The following is an 18,612-nucleotide window of genomic DNA, read 5'->3' as shown; positions in this document are numbered from 1 at the left end:
TGATGCGGAAGAAGGACATAAGATGAACAGAATCAATGACAAGCGCAACATATCCATGATGATGGATCTCTATGAACTGACCATGGCCAATGGCTATTTCCTTGAAGAAAATACCGATGCCAAGGTGGCCTTTGATGTTTTTTACCGTAAAAACCCGGATGAGGGAGGCTTCTCTATCTTTGCCGGATTGGAGCAGGTACTGGAATACCTCGAGGATATGCATTTTTCCGAGGAGGACATCGCGTACCTCAGGAGTTTGAAACTGTTTGATGAGAGATTCCTTATCTGGCTCTCTGCCTTTCATTTCCATGGGGATGCATACGCCTTTCCGGAAGGCAGCGTCATGTATCCGGGAGAGCCGATCCTGACGGTAGTTGCCAATCTCGTGGAGGCGCAGCTTGTGGAGACGGAAATTCTTGCGCAGGTGAACCATCAGAGCCTCATCGCAACCAAAGCAAGCCGTATTGTCCGTGCCGCAGGAGGAAGAGCGGTATCGGATTTCGGTGCCCGCCGTGCTCACAACAATGATGCGGCAATCTATGGCGCAAGAGCAGCAGTGATCGGGGGTGTCGGCAGTACAGCTACGGTTTCCGCCGGTCAGTACTTTGATATCCCGGTCGGCGGTACTATGGCGCATAGCTGGGTTATGTACTATAATGACGAGCTTACAGCATTTCGGAAATTTGCAAAAATCTATCCGGATAACTGTATCCTGCTGATTGATACCTATGATGTACTGGATTCCGGGCTTCCAAATGCAATTCAGGTCTTTAAAGAGATGCGGGATGCAGGGATTCACTCTAAAAGCTTTGGCATCCGGATTGACTCCGGTGACCTTGCATATCTTACCAAGGAAACGCGGAAGCGGCTGGATGAAGCAGGCTTCCCGGAGGCTAAAATTGTCATCTCCAACAGTCTGGATGAGGCTACCATTACTTCGATCCTTGCCCAGGGTGGTCAGGTGAATGCTTTTGGCGTAGGTGAACGCCTGATCACATCCAAGTCCGAGCCGGTTTTTGGAGCGGTTTACAAGCTCTGTGCCGTAGAGGAGGATGGAGAGATGATTCCCCGCATTAAGGTATCCGAGAGTGTGGAAAAAATTACAAATCCTGGGATCAAGGAGGTGTACCGGATTTACAATGAGGAGGGCAGAGCGATTGCGGATCTCATCGCGGAAAAGGGCGAGGAGATCGATCTCTCCAAGCCATATCGCTTTGTGGATCCGGAGAAGCCGTGGAAGGTGCGGAGCTTTGAGCACTGCACTGCAAGGAAGCTGCAGCAGCTTGTGATGAAGGATGGCCAGCGCACAGGAGCGGAGGTACCGGTGAAGCAGATCGCAGCGTATGTCAAGGATCAGCTGCAGCATGAGATCTGGGATGAGGAGCAGCGCTTTGAGAATCCGCACCGCCATTATGTCGATATGACGCCGGACTATTATGAAATGAAGATGGATATGCTGGCGCATGGAGGCAAGTACCGGAAGCGGAAATGATCATTGGCAATGCGGAGCCGATGTCCCGTCTGGAAATGATCAAGGATAATCAGACGGACTTTTAAATTGCAGCTTGACAATCTATTGACCCTTAGGTATAATCCCTTTTGTTCGCATGAATCACCGAACAAAAGAGTGCGCGAGTAGTAGAGTGGTACTACGTCTCCTTGCCAAGGAGAAGGTCGCGGGTCCGATTCCCGTCTCGCGCTTCAGTGTAAAGCATCGGAAGTTACATTCCGGTGCTTTTTTTCTATCCCGGAACCAAGCATCCGGGTATCCGGATCATCGCTATCTTCCAGCCATATTCCACAGGAATTCCATGTTAAATCTCTTTAAATTATGGTATGATAAAGCCGTTTTTTGATAATCAGATTTAAGGAAATTTACGAATCCATAGATCGGGAGGATTTATGCATTATTTATATATTGATCCGGGTACCGGCAGTATGCTGTTTACCATCCTTATCGGTGTGGCTGGCGCCGGTTTCTATGCTGTCCGAAACCTTGTGATGAAGCTTAGGTTCCGTCTGAGCGGCGGTAAGCAGGAGAAGGTCAGCAAAAACAAAATCCCCATCGTTATATTTACGGACAGTAAACGCTACTGGAATCTTTTTGAGCCGATATGTGATGAATTTGAGAAGCGGAAGACGAAACTTGTTTATATGACAGCTTCGGAGGATGATCCTGCATTTAAAAAGCAGTATCAATATATCGAGTGCCAGTACACAGGTGCCGGTAACCGTACCTTTGCAAAGCTGAACCTTTTGAATGCCGGCATCGTGCTTTCCTCGACACCGGGGCTGGATGTGTACCAGTGGAAACGCTCCAAGGATGTGGACTGGTACGTGCATATCCCGCATGCAGCATCGGATATCACTATGTACCGGATGTTTGGCATTGATTACTATGATGCGATCCTCACGACGGGACAGTATCAGATTGATCAGGTCCGTGCGCTGGAGGCGGTTCGGAAGCTGCCGGCGAAGGAGACCTGTGTGGTCGGACTTCCGTATATGGATACCATGGCAAAGCGTCTCGAGGCGGCACCACCGCTTCCACCACATGAGAGGACGGTGCTGCTGGCTCCGTCCTGGGGAAAGAGTGCTATCTTCAGCCGTTACGGCGGCAGAATCATCGATGCCCTGCATAAGACAGGCTATCACATCATTGTCCGCCCGCATCCCCAGTCCTTTATATCAGAGAAGGAGCAGATGGAGAAGCTCATGCAGCAGTATCCTGAGAGCAGCTGGCTTGAATGGAACCGGGACAATGATAATTTTGAGGTTCTCCGGCGGGCGGATCTCCTGATCTCGGATTTTTCCGGCGTCATATTTGATTTTACATTGGTATATGACAAGCCGGTAATCTATACCGAGACGGCATATGACAAGGCACCCTATGACTGCTGCTGGCTTAAGGACGAGACCTGGACATTCACCGTACTTCCCAAAATCGGTATGCCGCTCCGGGAGGAGGACCTTAACGATATGAAATCGCGCATTGACCAGTGCCTCGAGGACCAGCATTTTGCGGAAGCCCGGAGACAGGCGAGAGACGAGGCATGGCAGTGCCGGGGGCATGGCGCCGAAAATGTGGCGGAGTATCTTATAAAAAAGCAGCAGCAGCTCTATAGCTAGTATTTACAAACAGGACAAGAGGATCGTTTTAATGTCTTTTTTAACCTTACTTCATAATTTGCTGATTGGACCGCTGGAATTATTTTTTGAGGTGGTTTACAGCTGGGCGAATGATCTTATACAGAATCCGGGACTTTCTATCATCGTGCTGAGTCTGATCATGAACTTCCTGGTTCTGCCTCTGTATCGGAGAGCGGATGCCATGCAGGAGGCGGAGAGAGCGCAGGAAGCAAGGATGCGCCCGTGGGTCGAGCACATTCGCAAAACCTTCCGTGGGGATGAACGCTTTATGATGCTTCAGACCTATTACCGGCAGAATGACTATAAGCCAACGGATGCGCTCAAGGGCTCGGTTTCTCTGCTTTTGGAGGTGCCGTTTTTTATCGCGGCATATCAGTTTCTGTCCGGACTGAGTCTCCTTAAGGGCTTTGCTTTTGGACCGATCCCAGATCTGGGCGCACCCGACGGACTGATCCATATCGCGGGGATGTCGGTAAATCTTCTGCCGATCTTGATGACAGTGATCAATTTTATATCCGGTGCCATTTATACCAAAGGCTTCCCATGGAAAAGCAAGGTGCAGCTCTATGCCATGGCATTGATCTTCCTGGTATTTCTGTACCAGTCGCCATCGGGACTTGTTTTTTACTGGACGCTCAACAATGTCTTTTCCCTGCTTAAAAATATTTTTTATAAGCTGAAGCATCCGAGACTTGTGCTATGTATCCTGTCGGCACTGACGGGACTTGGAATTTTACTGCGTATTGTACGGGTACCGATGCCATCCAAGGAGCAGGAGCTTGCGGCAGCGGTTATCGGTGTCGCACTGCTGCTGCCGGTTTTTATTTTTATCCTCCGGAAGAAGATTGGGGCTGCGGGAAAGCTCCGGAGCTTTGTGCCGAACCGTAAAATTTATATTGCCGGGGCATTGTTTATCACGGTGCTCATTGGACTTGCTATTCCTTCCGCGACCATCGGCTCTTCGCCGGACGAGTTTTACAACATCTATGCCTTTCATAATCCGATCTGGTTTATCATCAATGCATTTGTAATCTCCGCAGGATTTTTCCTTGTCTGGTGCAGCGTGTTTTACGCCCTTGCCAACGATACCGGTAAAAAATACATGGAGATTCTGGCTTTTGTGCTGTCCGGCATCATGGTGCTAGACTATATGCTCTTTGGTACGGATCTTGGCAATATGTCCGCATTTCTCAAGTACGACAATGGCGTGAGCTATGCAGTTTCCATGCAGCTCATAAATCTTGGAGGCATTTTGCTCTTGGCGATTGTGCTGCTCTTTATCTATAAAAGATTGCGAATGCTGGTGATCCCGGTGCTTTGCGCGGGCTGCGCGGCGCTGACGGTTATGTCGGTTGGAAATATTTTGGGGATCCGGAAATCCATCCGCAGTGTGATGCCGCAGATCGAGCAGGCAAAGCACGAGGAGGTTGAGCTTCCATTCAGCAGGACCGGTAAAAACGTGGTGGTCTTTATGCTGGACCGGGCACTGAGCGTAGATTTCCCCTATGTGCTGAAAGAGGAGCCGCAGCTTCGCGAGATATTCAGCGGCTTTACCTATTATGCCAATACCATCTCCTATGGCGGCTTTACCAATGTAGGTACGCCGGCACTGTTTGGAGGCTATGACTACACACCGGACAAAATCAATGCGCGTGCCGATGAGTCGCTTGAAAAAAAGCAGAATGAGGCATTGAAGGTCATGCCGCGGCTGTTCAGCGAGCATGGCTATGATGTGACCGTTTGTGACCCGCCCTATGCCGGCTATAAATGGATTCCGGATCTCTCAATCTATGATGATCTTGACAATGTGCATGCCTATATTACAAAGGGCAGATATAATGCGGAGAGCTTCCGGAAGCAGATCACACGCGCCGATACCCGGAATCTTTTCTGTTACAGCGTAATGAAAGTGGCGCCGGTATCCCTGCAGGGACTTTTGTATAATGACGGTAATTATAACGAGGCGGGACTCAGTAGTGAGGATGCTGCCAACACGGCGCGGGAAACCATCTACAATGCGCATAAGTCCAGAGGCTTTTACAGTCTGTTTATGGATAGCTATACGGTGCTTCAGAATCTTGCAAATATGACCAAGGTGAAGGAATCGGATGACAGCAATCATCTGATACTGTTTGCCAATGAGACAACACATGAGCCGATGGTTTTAAAGGAGCCGGAGTATGAGCCTGCGCTGGAGATCGACAATACCGCGTATGACGCAGCACACCGGGACCGTTTTACCGTGAATGGCAGAAAGATCCACTGTGACAATGTGCAGCAGATGATTCATTATGAGGCGAATGTTGCCGCGTTTCTCAAGATGGCGGACTGGATCGAGTATTTAAAAGAAACCGGAGTCTATGACAATACAAGGATTATCATCGTGTCGGATCACGGAAGAATCCTGAATCCGTTTGACGATCTGATCCTCCCGGATGGGCAGGACTCGACACTTTTTCATGCGATGCTGATGGTCAAGGATTTCGGTCAGTCTGGAGCGCTGAAGGAGGACTGGCAGACCTTTATGACGCTTGGCGATATTGCAAATCTTGCAACGAAGGATGTGATTTCCAATCCGGTGAATCCTTATACCGGCACGGATCTCTCGGACGCAAGCGCTAAGGAGGGCAAGCAGCATATTCTGTATACGGAGAACCTGATCCAGAACAGTCATGGCAACACATTCCCGGATGGTACCTGGTATTCGGTGCATGATGATATCTATGATCCCGATAACTGGGAGGTTGAAGGCTCCAGCTGGAAATAGGGATGTGAGAGACTAACGGAAATTTGATATGCTTTGATGTATTGACGTGTTGATGGAATGCAACAAAATTACATCAGAGCTATGTTCATAAATTTTGCGATAAATATAGAATATGAACGCGTGCTGCGCTATAATGGAGTTCGTTTACGGGCTCCATTTTTTTCGATCACAATATCAACGAAACAGGAAGAAACGCTATGGCAATTTCGGAATCACAGTTTAAGCTTTTATATCAGCTTATGGACAGTCAGCCGCATACGCAGCGGGAGCTAAGTGACCGGACCCAAATGGCACTTGGCAAGGTGAACCGGCTGGTGCAGGAGATGAAGGAGCAGGGACTTTTGGATGATACAAACCGGGTGACACCGCGGGGAATCGATACCATGCAGCCGTATAAGGTGCATAATGCGATCATTATGGCAGCCGGTATGAGCACGCGATTTGCACCGCTCTCCTATGAGAAGCCCAAGGCGCTCCTTGAGGTAAAGGGGGAAATCCTCATCGAGCGGGAAATCCGGCAGCTCCAGGCGGCGGGTATCACGGACATTACCGTCGTTGTGGGTTACATGAAGGAAAAGATGTATTATCTTGCGGACAAGCTTCATGTGCAGATCGTGGTGAATGAGGACTATTACCGCTATAACAATACGTCCACGCTGATGCAGGTGCTGGATCGGCTGGACAATACCTACATCTGCTCCTCGGACAATTATTTTACGGAGAATGTTTTTGAGCCGTATGTTTACCGCCCCTATTACTCGGCGGTATATTCCGTGGGACCGACGGATGAGTACTGCCTAAGCATTCGCCAGGATGGCAGAATCCGCAGCGTAAGTGAAGGAGGAACGGATGCCTGGTATATGCTCGGGCATGTGTACTGGGATCGTGACTTCAGCGCAAAATTCCGAAAGATTCTGATGGAATCGTATGACGACCCGGTTACCCGTGCGCAGCTTTGGGAAAATCTCTATATGAGACATATCAAGGAACTGGATCTTTACATACGGAAATATCCGGATACGGTAATCAAGGAGTTTGATTCCCTGGATGAGCTCCGGACCTTTGATGCGCATTATGTTGTAAACACCGACTCTCAGATTTTCCGTAATATCGATTCTGTGCTGCACTGCGAGGACAAAGACATAAGCAATATTGTGCCGATCAAGACAGGACTTACCAATGTTTCCTTCCGTTTCCGAGTGGGAGAAGAGATCTTTGTCTACCGTCATCCGGGACCCGGTACAGAAAAATACATCAACCGCCGGAGCGAGGCGGCTTCGATGGAAATCGCAAGAAAGCTCGGGCTGGATGATACTTTTATTTATATCGATCCGGAGAAGGGGTGGAAAATTTCCCATTTTGTCGAGCATGCGAGATTACTTAACTATAACAATAAAGCAGAGGTACTTCAGGCACTTAAGATGGTCCGGAAGCTCCACACCCTGGGAGGCGGCACGGAGTACCGATTTGATCTTTGGAAGCAGATTGACGGCTTTTACGAGTCGCTTGCAAGAAGCGGACGGCAGAATTTTGAGGGAGCCGACCAGATCCGGGAGGACCTCACGAGGATCCGTGCGCTTGCGGACAGCGATCAGGTCCCGGCATGCCTCTGTCATGGCGACTGCTATAACCCTAATTTCCTCCTGGATGATGACAATAAGATGTATCTTATCGACTGGGAATACTCCGGGATGGCGGATCCGGCAGGTGATCTTGGAACCTTTATCGCCTGCTCTCCATATGATATGAAGCAGGCGGATGAGGTGATTACTGCATATCTCGGCTATCGTCCGGAGCTTCCGGAGTTCCGGCACTATGTCGCGTATGTTGCGATCCTGTCTTACTACTGGTTTGTCTGGTCCTTGTATCAGGACTCTGTCGGGAAGCCTGTCGGCGAATGGCAATACCTCTGGTATAAATCCGTGAAGGCTTATAGCGCACGTACGCTCAGGCTATATCAGGGCATGGATGACCGGGAAACTGCACCAAGGGATACAGACATACAGGAAACCTGAGCTATGCACCGGGACGTGAATATGGATGAGAATGCTTTATTCTAAGGAGATAAAGGTATGCAGGAAAAATCTATTGAGGAGCTTATAAAAGAGGAGACCGCGAAAAGAATTACGGAGATGGAACGGAAGGACTATCCGTTTCCGGCTCCGATCGGTCAGAAAGATGTCATCATGATGGTCGGACTTCTGATCGTCTGTATTGTGCTGATTGCTTTATGTATGCTGGGGGTAATTGTGTGATGTGGCAGGAAAAGGATTATGTAAAACAGGAAACTATCACCGGAGCGGTACCGATGCTTCGTGGAGAGAGACAATACTCCTTCTGGGATCTCTTTCTTTCTACGAGCGGTTTTGCGATTGCCACGTGGTGTTATACACAGGGAGCGTATGTTGCGCAGTATCTGAGCTTCAGGCAGATGCTGATTAATATTTTCTGCTTTAACATTGTATGGGTGCTGATTGAATGTATCCCGGTGCTTTTTGCTGTGCGCTACGGCATCGACCTCTGGATCTGGCTTCGGTCAGTCCTTGGCATCAAGGGAGTGGCGATCCTTGCTACAGTGATCAGTCTTGCAAATTTTGGCTGGTATGCAGTGGACTCCAATCTTTTTGCATCATCGATGATTAATCTCGTGGCAGGCTTTGGTGTGCAGCTGGATCCCTCGCTCTGGAAACCGCTGCTTGGCGTGCTGTGTGTAATCCTAGGCACTTTGATTGCTTTGGGTGGTCCGGAAGTCATCAAATGGACGAACCGCTTCCTTGTGACCTGCCTCCTTGCGGTCGGTGTAATCGTTGTAATTATCTGCTTTACCGCCGTGCCGCTGCCGGAAATCAATGCCGTACAGCCGGATACCAGTCTTTATGATACGGCACTTGGACGCTTTATGCTGTCTGCGGAGGGCAATGTTGCATTTGCATTTTCCTGGTCCACACAGGCACTGGTTATGCCGAGGCTTGCGCGTACCGAGCGCAGCGGCTACTGGGCGACAACGCTTGCCTATGGTGTAGTGGCACCGTTTTTTGTTGCCGCCGGCGGCATTATGGCGCTTGCCATGTATGCGAAGTTTGGCTATTACGAGAGTGATCCGACAACCATGCTGGCGGCGCTGGCAGGTCCCGGCTTTTCCCTGTTAAGCCTTTTGATGGTAGCATTCGCAAACATCGGTACTCAGGGCACCGGCTCTTATGTGAACTGCATGATTGTAAAAAGCGGGCTTCCGCAGATCCGCTATCGTACGCTCGTAATTATCGCGATGTTTTATGTCAGTGCCTTGACGATCTGGGGCTGGGTTATGGATCATTTCGGATCTTTCATTTCCTGCGCGGCATATATTCAGGGACCGATCATCGGCATGACGGTTGTGGATTACCTGATTGTCAAGAAGCGCCGCCTTTCCTTCCGGAGTGTGTATTATCTGGAAGGACACGACGCGTATCGCTTTACCGGAGGATTTAATCTTGTGGGGCTTGGTTGTCTCCTGATCGCGTTTGCCACGGCTATCGTGTTTGTCTATAATCCGGCGACCGGTACGATTAAAAGCAGCCTTTTTATGCTGACGACCGGCAGCGGCTATACCGCCATAGCAGGTGGACTCCTTTACTGGATTGCCTCATTGACACCGCTCCGGAAGTATATGTTACGAGACCGGGCGGACCTGGATGTACAGTGAGAGATGAAAAGATCCCCCGTGCAAATCAACCTGGCCTGGGCTGGTCTTGATTGGCACGGGGGGGGATAAGAGCGATGGACGAGCATTGTGGACAAGTGCAGTGATTCAGCATTGATCAGAGCTGCAGCCGCAGCAGAACCTGCATCGCATAGGCGGAAAACGCAAGGATTACGGTCAGCACCACATAGCGAAGCCCCACAACGAGCTTGTTACAGCGGATGTGCAGACGCTCCAGATTGGTGTTGACAACGTCCCGGTACAGGTGGATAAGCTCCGGCACAGCGGCTTCCTCGGACATTTCTCCAAGCTTCAGCTGCTCCATTTTTTCCGGATCCATCCGCTTGATGCCCTCCGGCTCCAGCAGCTGCATGAGATAAATTAATATGTAGACATAGGAGATAATGACCGCGATGCACATCAACACATAAAGCATGGTAACTACATTATTAAAACGGCTTCCGGCAAAAGAGATGCTGGTAAAGCTTGATAAAAGACCGGTAATGAAGACAAAAAGGAAACCACAGAAGGTAATGATGATATAAACCTTATTGTCCAGCTTGTTGCTCCGGTCAAACACATTGGAGTACTCGATCCGGAGCGACTCCAGCTCCTGATAGTCACCATTCTCGTGCTTGTTATGCAGAGGCTGATGTTCCTCAAAATAAAGATGTCCCTCTGCGTCAACCCGATGAAATAAAGGATTCTCCGGCGTTTTTTCTTTTTCCATCATTTGATTATTTTGATTATCCATAATTTTACAGTCCGCAATTTTACAATCATATCAGCTACTCGTACATCATATCACGATCCTCAGAAAATTTCACTTTTTTCACTTTTCTGAAAAATAAAACAGTGTGCTTTGGCAATGCAAAAAAGAAAACACCGCTATAAAAATAATCTATTGCATTTTTCTGTAAAAGCTGATTTCTAATTCCCTCTTTTGGTGTATAATAACTGCAATATTGTTACTTATGGACCAGGACATGTATTTTATCATTTTAAGCTGTCCGTTGGGAAATACGTAAAATTGACATTTGAAAGAGAGCCTGATCCATCATTACTTATATAAAATCAGGCATTCAATATAGTACAGAAATCAGAGGTTTATGGGGCATGGCAAGACTGATCATTGAGGGAAATACGGTACGCGCGATTGATTTCGGCGCAGAACAGAAGCAGACGGTGGTCATCCATAAACATGGCAGAGCACAGCGAATTGAGCTCACACGAGATGCACGGAGCGGTCAGATGCGGATGCAGGTCCATGAAGCTCATAAAGAGGCAGCGCCTGTTCTAAAACCGATTTCGAGGAGAGTTTTTGCGTGGTTTTTTAAAACAGCGCTCATTGGAAGTCTTACACTCATCATGGCATCCGGCTACTATTGTGTGCACATGAATACGCAGATCGCATCCCGGGCGGATGCAATTGCATCGAAACAGAAACAGCTGGAGCAGATGAAGCTTGAAAATGATGCACTCGAGCAGTCCATCGATCATACCATTGACCAGAAGGAGCTCTACCGGATTGCAACGCAGGAGCTTGGCATGGTGCCGGCGGATCAGTCACAGGTGATTCAATATCAGAAAAAAGATCCGGGTTATGTAAGACAATACGACGCGATTCCTGAGAAATGATGATGAAATAAAGGCAGCCAAAAGATTCAATAGGAAGCAGTACAGGAAGAAATCTATGAAAACAGCAGTGATAACCGGAGCATCGAGAGGCGTGGGGAGAGCCGCAGCGGAAGCATTGGCACGGGAAGGCTGGCGGCTGATTCTGAACTGCCGCTCGCGCTTTGACGCCCTGGATCAGGTTGCGGCAGCACTAGCGGAGCAGACGGAGGTTACGGCAATTCACGGTCCGATTGACGAGGCTGTGCTAAGCAAACATCTAGGAATCGACCTCAATGCTTTTGCATCGGTATGTGAGGAGGCACTGGATCATATTAAGGAGCATGCGAATGTTTCTGACCCGTTTGACCGCCGCACGCGCATTGCAGAGGACAGCGCCGACCAGCTGCTTCTTATTAATAATGGCGGTATCTCCACCTTTCACCTTGCACAGGAGGTGACAGACGCGGAGCTGGAGGAGATGCTCGATGCCAATTTAAAAACGATGTTCCGCACAACCCGGGCGATGATTCCGTATCTTTTGAAGGTTGGGAAAGGTGCTGTGATCAATATTTCTTCCGTCTGGGGACAGGATGGCGCGTCCATGGAGTCTGTATATTCCATGACCAAGGGCGGAATCAATGCCTTTACCCGGGCACTCGGCAAGGAGCTTGCACCGAATCATATCCCGGTCAATGCACTAGCGCTTGGCTGCGTTGATACCGATATGAATGCCTGGCTCTCCCCGGGGGACCGAGAGGCACTCGAAGCAGAAATTCCCTATGGCAGGATGGCAACGCCGGAGGAAGCAGCAGAGATGATTGTCCTCCTTGCCAAGGCACCTGCCTATCTCACCGGACAAATCATTACCATGGACGGAGGCTGGATCTAGGTAGCCTCTGGTTATTGCTGCCTTTCCACATTGTACTTTGACGTCTTGACTTATTCTGCTATAATAAGACGGTAAAAAAACAGATTTCAGCAAAACGAGGCATCGATATGAAATATAATTTCAAAGAGATTGAACCGAAGTGGCAGGCTGAGTGGGAGAAATCCGGTATCTTTAAGGCTGTGGATTTTGACCCGCGTCCGAAGTGGTATGGACTGGTAGAGTTCCCGTATCCGTCCGGAGTCGGCATGCATGTAGGCCATATCAAGGCATATTCCAGTGTGGAGGTCATCGCCCGTAAGCGGAGAATGCAGGGATACAATGTCCTTTTTCCGATGGGCTTTGATTCCTTCGGTCTGCCTGCGGAGAACTACGCAATCAAGACCAATACTCACCCGCATATCATTACCGAAAAAAATATCGCACATTTCAAGGACCAGATGGAGAAGGTTGGTTTCTCCTTTGACTGGAGCCGTGAGATTGCAACCTCTCATAAGGATTATTACAAGTGGACCCAGTGGATCTTCCTTAAGCTTTTTGAACATGGACTTGTCTTCCGTGCTAAAACCCTGGTAAATTACTGTCCGCATTGTAAAGTCGTGCTCTCTAACGAGGATTCTCAGGGAGGCAAGTGCGATATCTGTCATAGCGATGTCATTCAGCTGCCAAAGGATGTCTGGTATCTCAGAATCACCCAGTATGCCGATAAGCTGCTGGAGGGTCTTGAGCATGTTGACTATCCGGACAGCATCAAGCAGCAGCAGGTGGCATGGATCGGCAAGTCTACCGGCGCCTTTGTTAATTTCCAGCTCGCGGATCAGGATGGTCATGCCGTAGATGACAAGATGGAAATCTACACCACACGCTGTGATACACTGTATGGCGTTACTTTTATGGTTGTGGCTCCGGAGCATCCGGTACTTGATAAGTACAAGGATCAGATTTCCAACTGGGATAAAATTACAGAGTATCGCGCAGAGTGCGCTAAAAAGACCGAGTTTGAGAGAACGCAGCTGGTTAAGGATAAAACTGGTGTTAAGGTTGAGGGTCTTACTGCCATCAATCCGATCACCGGCAAGCAGATTCCAGTCTTTATCGCAGATTATGTCATGATGGGATATGGTACCGGTGCTATTATGGCAGTACCGGCACATGATCAGCGTGACTATGACTTTGCCAAGGCATTTGGCGTAGAGATCGTGCAGGTCATCAAGGGCGGAGACATTTCCAAGGAAGCCTACACAGGCGACGGCGAGATGATTAACTCCGGCTTCCTCAACGGCTTTACCAATAAAAAGGATTCCATTGCGCGCATGCTTGAGTACCTTAAGGAGCAGGGCATTGGTCACAAGGGAGTGCAGTATAAGATGAAGGACTGGGCATTTAATCGTCAGCGTTACTGGGGAGAGCCGATTCCGCTGATTCACTGCCCGAAGTGCGGTACCGTAGGTGTGCCGGAGAGTGAGCTGCCGCTGGAGCTTCCGGATGTTGATAACTTTGAGCCGGGTACCGATGGACAGAGTCCGCTTGCCAAGATCGACTCCTTTGTTAACTGTACATGTCCGAAGTGCGGCGGTCCTGCAAAACGTGAAACGGACACGATGCCGCAGTGGGCTGGTTCCTCGTGGTACTTCCTCCGTTTCTGTGATCCGCACAATGATAAAGCCTTTGCCGATCGCAGGAAGCTGGATTACTGGATGCCGGTAGACCATTACAACGGTGGTATGGAGCATGTTACACGACATCTCCTCTACTCCAGATTCTGGCACAGATTCCTCTATGACATCAACGAGGTCGGCACACCGGAGCCATATGCCAAGCGTACCTATCAGGGACTGATCCTCGGACCGGACGGTGAAAAGATGTCGAAATCCAAAGGGAATGTCATCGACCCGATGGATATCGTGGACCAGTATGGCGCTGACACGCTGAGAGTCTATGTGCTCTTTATGAGTGATTACACGGCAGCAGCACCATGGAGCGATGAGAGTGTCCGTGGCTGTAAGAGATTCCTGGATCGTGTGGCGGGACTGACGGAGATTGCCAACGCAGACAAGGAGGATCCAAAGCTTGAGTCTTCGGTACATAAGACGATTAAAAAGGTAAGCGAAGATATTGAGAAGATGAAATTTAATACGGCGATTGCCGCACTGATGTCTCTGATCAATGAGTTTACCAAGGCGGGCTCTATTACAAGGGAAGATCTTGTAACCTTTATCAAGCTCTTAAGCCCGTTTGCACCGCATCTCACTGAGGAAATCTGGCAGCAGATCGGGGGCGAAGGTTTCCTGACTGTTTCCGCATGGCCGGAATTTGATGAGGAGAAGACCAAGGACGCGGTGCTTAACATCGGTGTACAGGTGAACGGCAAGGTCAGAGGCAATGTGGATCTACCGAGAGACTGCACAAGAGATGAAGCTGTGGAGACAGCAGAGAAGGATGAAGTGATTTCCCGCTTCCTGGAGGGCAAGACCATCGTCAAGGTGATCTATGTTCCGGGTAAGATCCTTAATTTTGTTGTGAAGTAATCCTTGCAAAATCATTGTACTAAAATCATTATGGTAAACTTTCTGGTATGGAAAGTTTACCATGGGGGCAGAGCTATTGCTTCATGGCATGCAAACCGATATCTAAGGACGTCTGGCGGACACAGGTTTCGCCGGGCGTCCTTTTTGTAAATTGCGGTTACGGCACTGCAATAGCTCTATTTTTATTTTCAGAGCTTTCAGACAGTAATATCTGTTCAAGTCCTGCCAGGCAGGTATATAATACAGGACACAAGTCAAAGTCTATAGCCGGTTGATTCAGCGGAAAAAGCAGACGTGACCTCATACATATTGTCTGTGTAGGATTGCAGTTTGGATTTGACTTGCAAAGTTTGGCTTGCTAATGTTTACGAGAATGAGAAGTGGGGGAAAAGTCATGACATTGAGAGACTTGGAGATCGGCGAGTCCTGCCGTATTACAGCTGTGGGCGGCGAGGGTGAGCTCAGGCAGCATTTTCTGGATATGGGTGTGATTCCGGGAGCTGTCGCGACCTTGATTAAATACGCTCCGATGGGAGACCCGATGGAGCTTCGGATCCATGGATATGCATTGACATTAAGGCTTGCGGATGCGCAGCAGATTGAGGTAGTTCAGATCAGTGCGGCGGAAGCAAAGGCGGAGGAGGATGATGCGGCATCCATACAAGAAAAACAGAGCTATGCAAAAAGACAGACGGTCGAGGAGCATCCAGGACTTGGCGAGGGAGGTAGATTTCATGATAAGGCAACCGAGCATGCACTCCCGGAAGGAACAATACTCACATTTGCACTGGCGGGCAATCAGAACAGTGGTAAGACAACACTGTTTAACCAGCTGACCGGTTCCAACCAGCATGTGGGAAATTTCCCAGGAGTAACGGTAGACCGTAAGAGCGGCGCGATCCGCGGATATCCGGGTACAGAGGTGACGGATCTGCCGGGCATTTATTCCATGTCTCCTTATACCAGTGAGGAGCTGGTTTCCAGAGAATACATTCTGCATGAGAAACCCAAGGGCATCATCAATATCGTAGATGCGACCAATATCGAGCGGAATCTCTATCTTACCATGCAGTTGATTGAGCTCAATATCCCTATGGTTGTTGCACTCAACATGATGGATGAGATGCAGGGAAATGGTGGATCTGTGCTGATCAACCGAATGGAGAAGCATCTCGGAGTACCGGTGATCCCGATTTCCGCAGCTAAAAATCAGGGCGTCAGTGAGCTGATAGAGCATGCAATTCATGTCGCAAAATACCAGGAGAGACCGAAACGGCAGGATTTCTGCGATGAACAGGAGCATGGGGGAGCAGTGCATCGCTGCATTCACGCCATCATGCATCTGATTGAAGACCATGCGGCGGCAGCCGAGATCCCGATCCGTTTTGCGGCAACCAAGCTGGTAGAGGGTGATCAGCATATCATGGAGGCGCTCAAGCTTACGCAGAACGAGAAGGAGATGATTGAGCACATCATTGTGCAGATGGAGGAGGAACGAGGCCTCGACCGGAATGCGGCAATTGCTGATATGCGTTTTTCATTTATTGAGAGACTTGTTAAAAAAACCGTGATCAAGCCGACCGAAAGTAAGGAAGCCATCCGAAGCGCAAAGCTGGACCGCCTGCTTACGGGTAAATATACCGCGATTCCTATGTTTATCCTGATTATGGGCATTGTGTTCTGGCTCACCTTCAATGTCATCGGCGCGTTTTTGCAGGATCTGCTGGCACAAGGAGTAGACGCGCTTACAAAGCTTGCCGATCAGGGGCTCACGGCGCTTGGTACCAGTCCGGCACTCCATTCCCTGCTGATCGATGGTATCTTTACAGGTGTTGGTTCCGTACTCAGCTTCCTTCCGATTGTTGTGACATTGTTCTTTTTCCTCTCACTTCTGGAGGATACGGGATACATGGCGAGGATCGCATTTGTCATGGATAAGCTGCTCCGTAAGATCGGACTCTCCGGCCGCAGTATTGTACCGATGCTTGTTGGGTTTGGCTGTTCCGTACCGGCGGTCATGTCCTCCCGGACGCTTCCCTCGGAACGGGACCGGAAGATGACCATTATGCTGATCCCGTTTATGAGCTGCTCTGCCAAGCTTCCGATCTACGGATTTTTTACAGCAGCGTTTTTCCCCGGGAGGGGCGCACTGATTATGGTACTGCTGTATTTCACAGGGATCCTTGTAGGAGTGATTGTTGCCAAGATCAGTCAGTGTACTGTCTTTAAGGGCGAGGCCGTGCCGTTTGTTATGGAGCTTCCGAACTACAGAATGCCGGGATTTAAAAACGTCATGCAGCTTTTATGGGAGAAGGCAAAGGACTTTATCAGCCGTGCCTTTACCATCATCACACTGGCAACGATCGTCGTCTGGTTTTTACAGACCTTTGACTTTGGACTTAACATGGTAACGGATTCCGGACGAAGCATCCTTGCGGTGATTGCCGGCTGGATCTCTCCGATTTTTGCGCCGATGGGATTTTCCAACTGGAAGATTACATCCGCACTCATTACCGGATTTATGGCAAAGGAAAGCGTGGTATCGACACTACAGATTCTGTTTGGCTCTGACGCGGCATTGCATGCAGTACTCACTACTGTGTCTGCTGCCGCACTGCTGGTATTCTGCCTGCTTTATACACCGTGTGTAGCTGCCATTGCGTCCATTCATCGTGAGCTCGGCAGAAAATGGGCGATCGGTGTTGTAGTTTTGCAGTGTGCCATTGCCTGGCTCTGCGGCGTCATCGTTTACCAGGTAGGCATGCTTCTGTTCTGATTGTTTTAGACTCACATAAAGATCTTTTACAAGGCTTTTTGATCAGGCTTTGCTGCCGGACTTTTATAAGTACAGCATCTGATTTTATCTCTTCTTTGAGATAGAATCGGATGCTTTTTTGATCTAAAGTACCCTTCAGACCAAAATATCTACATTACCATAATCTTCTTACGTACCGGAAGTGTCGTTAGAAGTTTATGCCTTCATTTTAGCAGATGATTAGATTTTGCTAAAAAAGGGAAAAGGATCATTTGCAGCTGCCACCGATATTAGACAAGCGGCGCATCGAATCCCCAGGCTTTACTGAGATCCGCCGACGCTTTTCCGGCTTTGATACTTTCCGAATGGTCGGCGGCATAACATATACCTTCTGCACATAGAAAAACCGCCACACAGGTTTCCCCATACGGCGGCTTCACTCTCATATATCGAACAGGTCGCTGTGCGTCCCGGTGCGGACCAGCGTCAGCACCAGCACATCATCCTCAATACGGTAGATGAGCAGCCAGTCCGGCTGAATGTGGCATTCCCGATGCCCCACCCAATCGCTGGTCAGTTCGTGATCGCGATTCTTATTCGGCAGTGGTTCACCCATCGACAGCAGCGCCACAACCTGCTCCAGCAATTCGATTTTCAGGCCTCGCTTGATTGCCCGTTTATAGTCCTTTTTGAAAGCTGTAGTGTACTTGACGGTGTACTTTGTTTTCCTCATTTTTTCAAGTCGGCAAACAACTCGTCAAGGTCATTGTAGCCCTTTACAGACGGGTCTTTCGCAATCCTTTCCGCTTCCAGCATGGCAGCAATCGTTTCCTTGTTGGGCTGTTCAAGCTTCACCTCAAAGGGAATACCGCCCTCACGAAGCGACTGGCGTACGAAAATATTAAACGCTGTAGTCAGGTTCATACCCAGCTCATTGAAAAGAGCGTCGGCCTGCGCTTTCAAATCCGCGTCCATGCGGATACTGATGTTTGTGGTATTTCCAGCCATATCATCAACTCCTTTCTGCTGACGCTTTAAGTGTATGCGATTTGCACGAATAAAGCAATACTTTGCACGAATATTTAACGGTGACTTCTATAACCAGGCAGACGTATCGGTAAATAGCAACCCGAGAGTCCCGTTTGTACTCCAAGAATCCCATTTTGTAAATGAGATTCCTGTTTTGTAAGCGAGATTCCCCTTTTGTAAACGAAAATCCCGTTTTGT

General features: G+C 49.1%; 13 protein-coding genes and 1 tRNA gene. 11 read left to right on the top strand and 3 right to left on the bottom strand.

Annotated elements, in window-relative coordinates:
• Positions 1 to 22: 22 nt before the first annotated feature.
• From ACTNEN_RS08225 to ACTNEN_RS08195, 7 genes are all read left to right on the top strand, one after another.
• Positions 23 to 1,492 (top strand): nicotinate phosphoribosyltransferase, encoded by a 1,470-nt coding sequence (locus tag ACTNEN_RS08225; protein ID WP_441205746.1) that lies wholly within the window; start codon positions 23 to 25, stop codon positions 1,490 to 1,492.
• A 137-nt stretch (positions 1,493 to 1,629) separates the two neighbouring features.
• A tRNA-Gly gene (locus ACTNEN_RS08220) sits at positions 1,630 to 1,701 on the top strand.
• Between the two features lie 201 nt (positions 1,702 to 1,902).
• The gene (locus tag ACTNEN_RS08215) at positions 1,903 to 3,129 is read left to right on the top strand and encodes a CDP-glycerol glycerophosphotransferase family protein (protein WP_441205745.1); all 1,227 of its coding nucleotides are present in this window, start codon (positions 1,903 to 1,905) and stop codon (positions 3,127 to 3,129) included.
• A 31-nt stretch (positions 3,130 to 3,160) separates the two neighbouring features.
• The gene (locus tag ACTNEN_RS08210; RefSeq protein ID WP_441205743.1) at positions 3,161 to 5,917 is read left to right on the top strand and encodes a YidC/Oxa1 family membrane protein insertase; all 2,757 of its coding nucleotides are present in this window, start codon (positions 3,161 to 3,163) and stop codon (positions 5,915 to 5,917) included.
• 197 nt (positions 5,918 to 6,114) lie between these two features.
• Positions 6,115 to 7,932 carry a phosphotransferase gene (locus tag ACTNEN_RS08205; protein WP_441205742.1) on the top strand — a complete coding sequence of 606 codons (1,818 nt, stop codon included), beginning with the start codon at positions 6,115 to 6,117 and terminating at the stop codon, positions 7,930 to 7,932.
• A gap of 57 nt (positions 7,933 to 7,989) precedes the next feature.
• A complete protein-coding gene (locus tag ACTNEN_RS08200) occupies positions 7,990 to 8,172 on the top strand; it encodes a hypothetical protein (RefSeq protein ID WP_441205741.1) in 183 nt (60 codons plus the stop codon).
• Positions 8,172 to 9,602: a cytosine permease gene (locus ACTNEN_RS08195; protein WP_441205974.1), complete on the top strand. Its 1,431-nt coding sequence runs from the start codon at positions 8,172 to 8,174 to the stop codon at positions 9,600 to 9,602. Before ACTNEN_RS08200 ends, ACTNEN_RS08195 begins: the two co-directional genes overlap by 1 nt.
• Before the next feature lie 115 nt (positions 9,603 to 9,717).
• Here ACTNEN_RS08195 and ACTNEN_RS08190 read toward each other — a convergent pair whose 3' ends face one another.
• On the bottom strand, positions 9,718 to 10,353 hold the full coding sequence (locus tag ACTNEN_RS08190; protein WP_441205739.1) for a hypothetical protein: 636 nt from the start codon (positions 10,351 to 10,353) through the stop codon (positions 9,718 to 9,720).
• A 362-nt stretch (positions 10,354 to 10,715) separates the two neighbouring features.
• On the opposite strand from ACTNEN_RS08190, the gene ACTNEN_RS08185 reads away from it, so the two are divergent.
• The 4 genes from ACTNEN_RS08185 (at position 10,716) to feoB (ending at position 17,406) form a co-directional block, all read left to right on the top strand.
• A complete protein-coding gene (locus ACTNEN_RS08185) occupies positions 10,716 to 11,237 on the top strand; it encodes a hypothetical protein (protein WP_441205738.1) in 522 nt (173 codons plus the stop codon).
• A gap of 55 nt (positions 11,238 to 11,292) precedes the next feature.
• On the top strand, positions 11,293 to 12,105 hold the full coding sequence (locus ACTNEN_RS08180; protein ID WP_441205736.1) for an SDR family NAD(P)-dependent oxidoreductase: 813 nt from the start codon (positions 11,293 to 11,295) through the stop codon (positions 12,103 to 12,105).
• 107 nt (positions 12,106 to 12,212) lie between these two features.
• Positions 12,213 to 14,630, top strand: a complete 2,418-nt coding sequence (leuS, locus tag ACTNEN_RS08175) for a leucine--tRNA ligase (protein ID WP_441205735.1) — start codon at positions 12,213 to 12,215, stop codon at positions 14,628 to 14,630.
• Positions 14,631 to 15,024: 394 nt separating this feature from the next.
• Positions 15,025 to 17,406 (top strand): ferrous iron transport protein B, encoded by a 2,382-nt coding sequence (feoB, locus tag ACTNEN_RS08170; RefSeq protein ID WP_441205734.1) that lies wholly within the window; start codon positions 15,025 to 15,027, stop codon positions 17,404 to 17,406.
• 421 nt (positions 17,407 to 17,827) lie between these two features.
• Here the strand turns inward: feoB and ACTNEN_RS08165 are convergent, their stop codons facing one another.
• Both ACTNEN_RS08165 and ACTNEN_RS08160 read right to left on the bottom strand, forming a co-directional pair.
• Entirely contained in the window at positions 17,828 to 18,118 is a 291-nt protein-coding gene (locus tag ACTNEN_RS08165) for a type II toxin-antitoxin system YafQ family toxin (RefSeq protein WP_441205732.1), read from the bottom strand.
• The gene (locus ACTNEN_RS08160) at positions 18,115 to 18,393 is read right to left on the bottom strand and encodes a type II toxin-antitoxin system RelB/DinJ family antitoxin (RefSeq protein WP_407881751.1); all 279 of its coding nucleotides are present in this window, start codon (positions 18,391 to 18,393) and stop codon (positions 18,115 to 18,117) included. Before ACTNEN_RS08160 ends, ACTNEN_RS08165 begins: the two co-directional genes overlap by 4 nt.
• Positions 18,394 to 18,612: the final 219 nt, after the last annotated feature.

The sequence above is a fragment of the Oribacterium sp. HCP28S3_H8 genome (genome assembly GCF_052064775.1).
Classification (GTDB): Bacteria; Bacillota; Clostridia; order Lachnospirales; family Lachnospiraceae; genus Oribacterium.
Note: the sequence above shows the minus strand (reverse complement) of the source record. Positions and strands in the feature narration are given on the sequence as shown.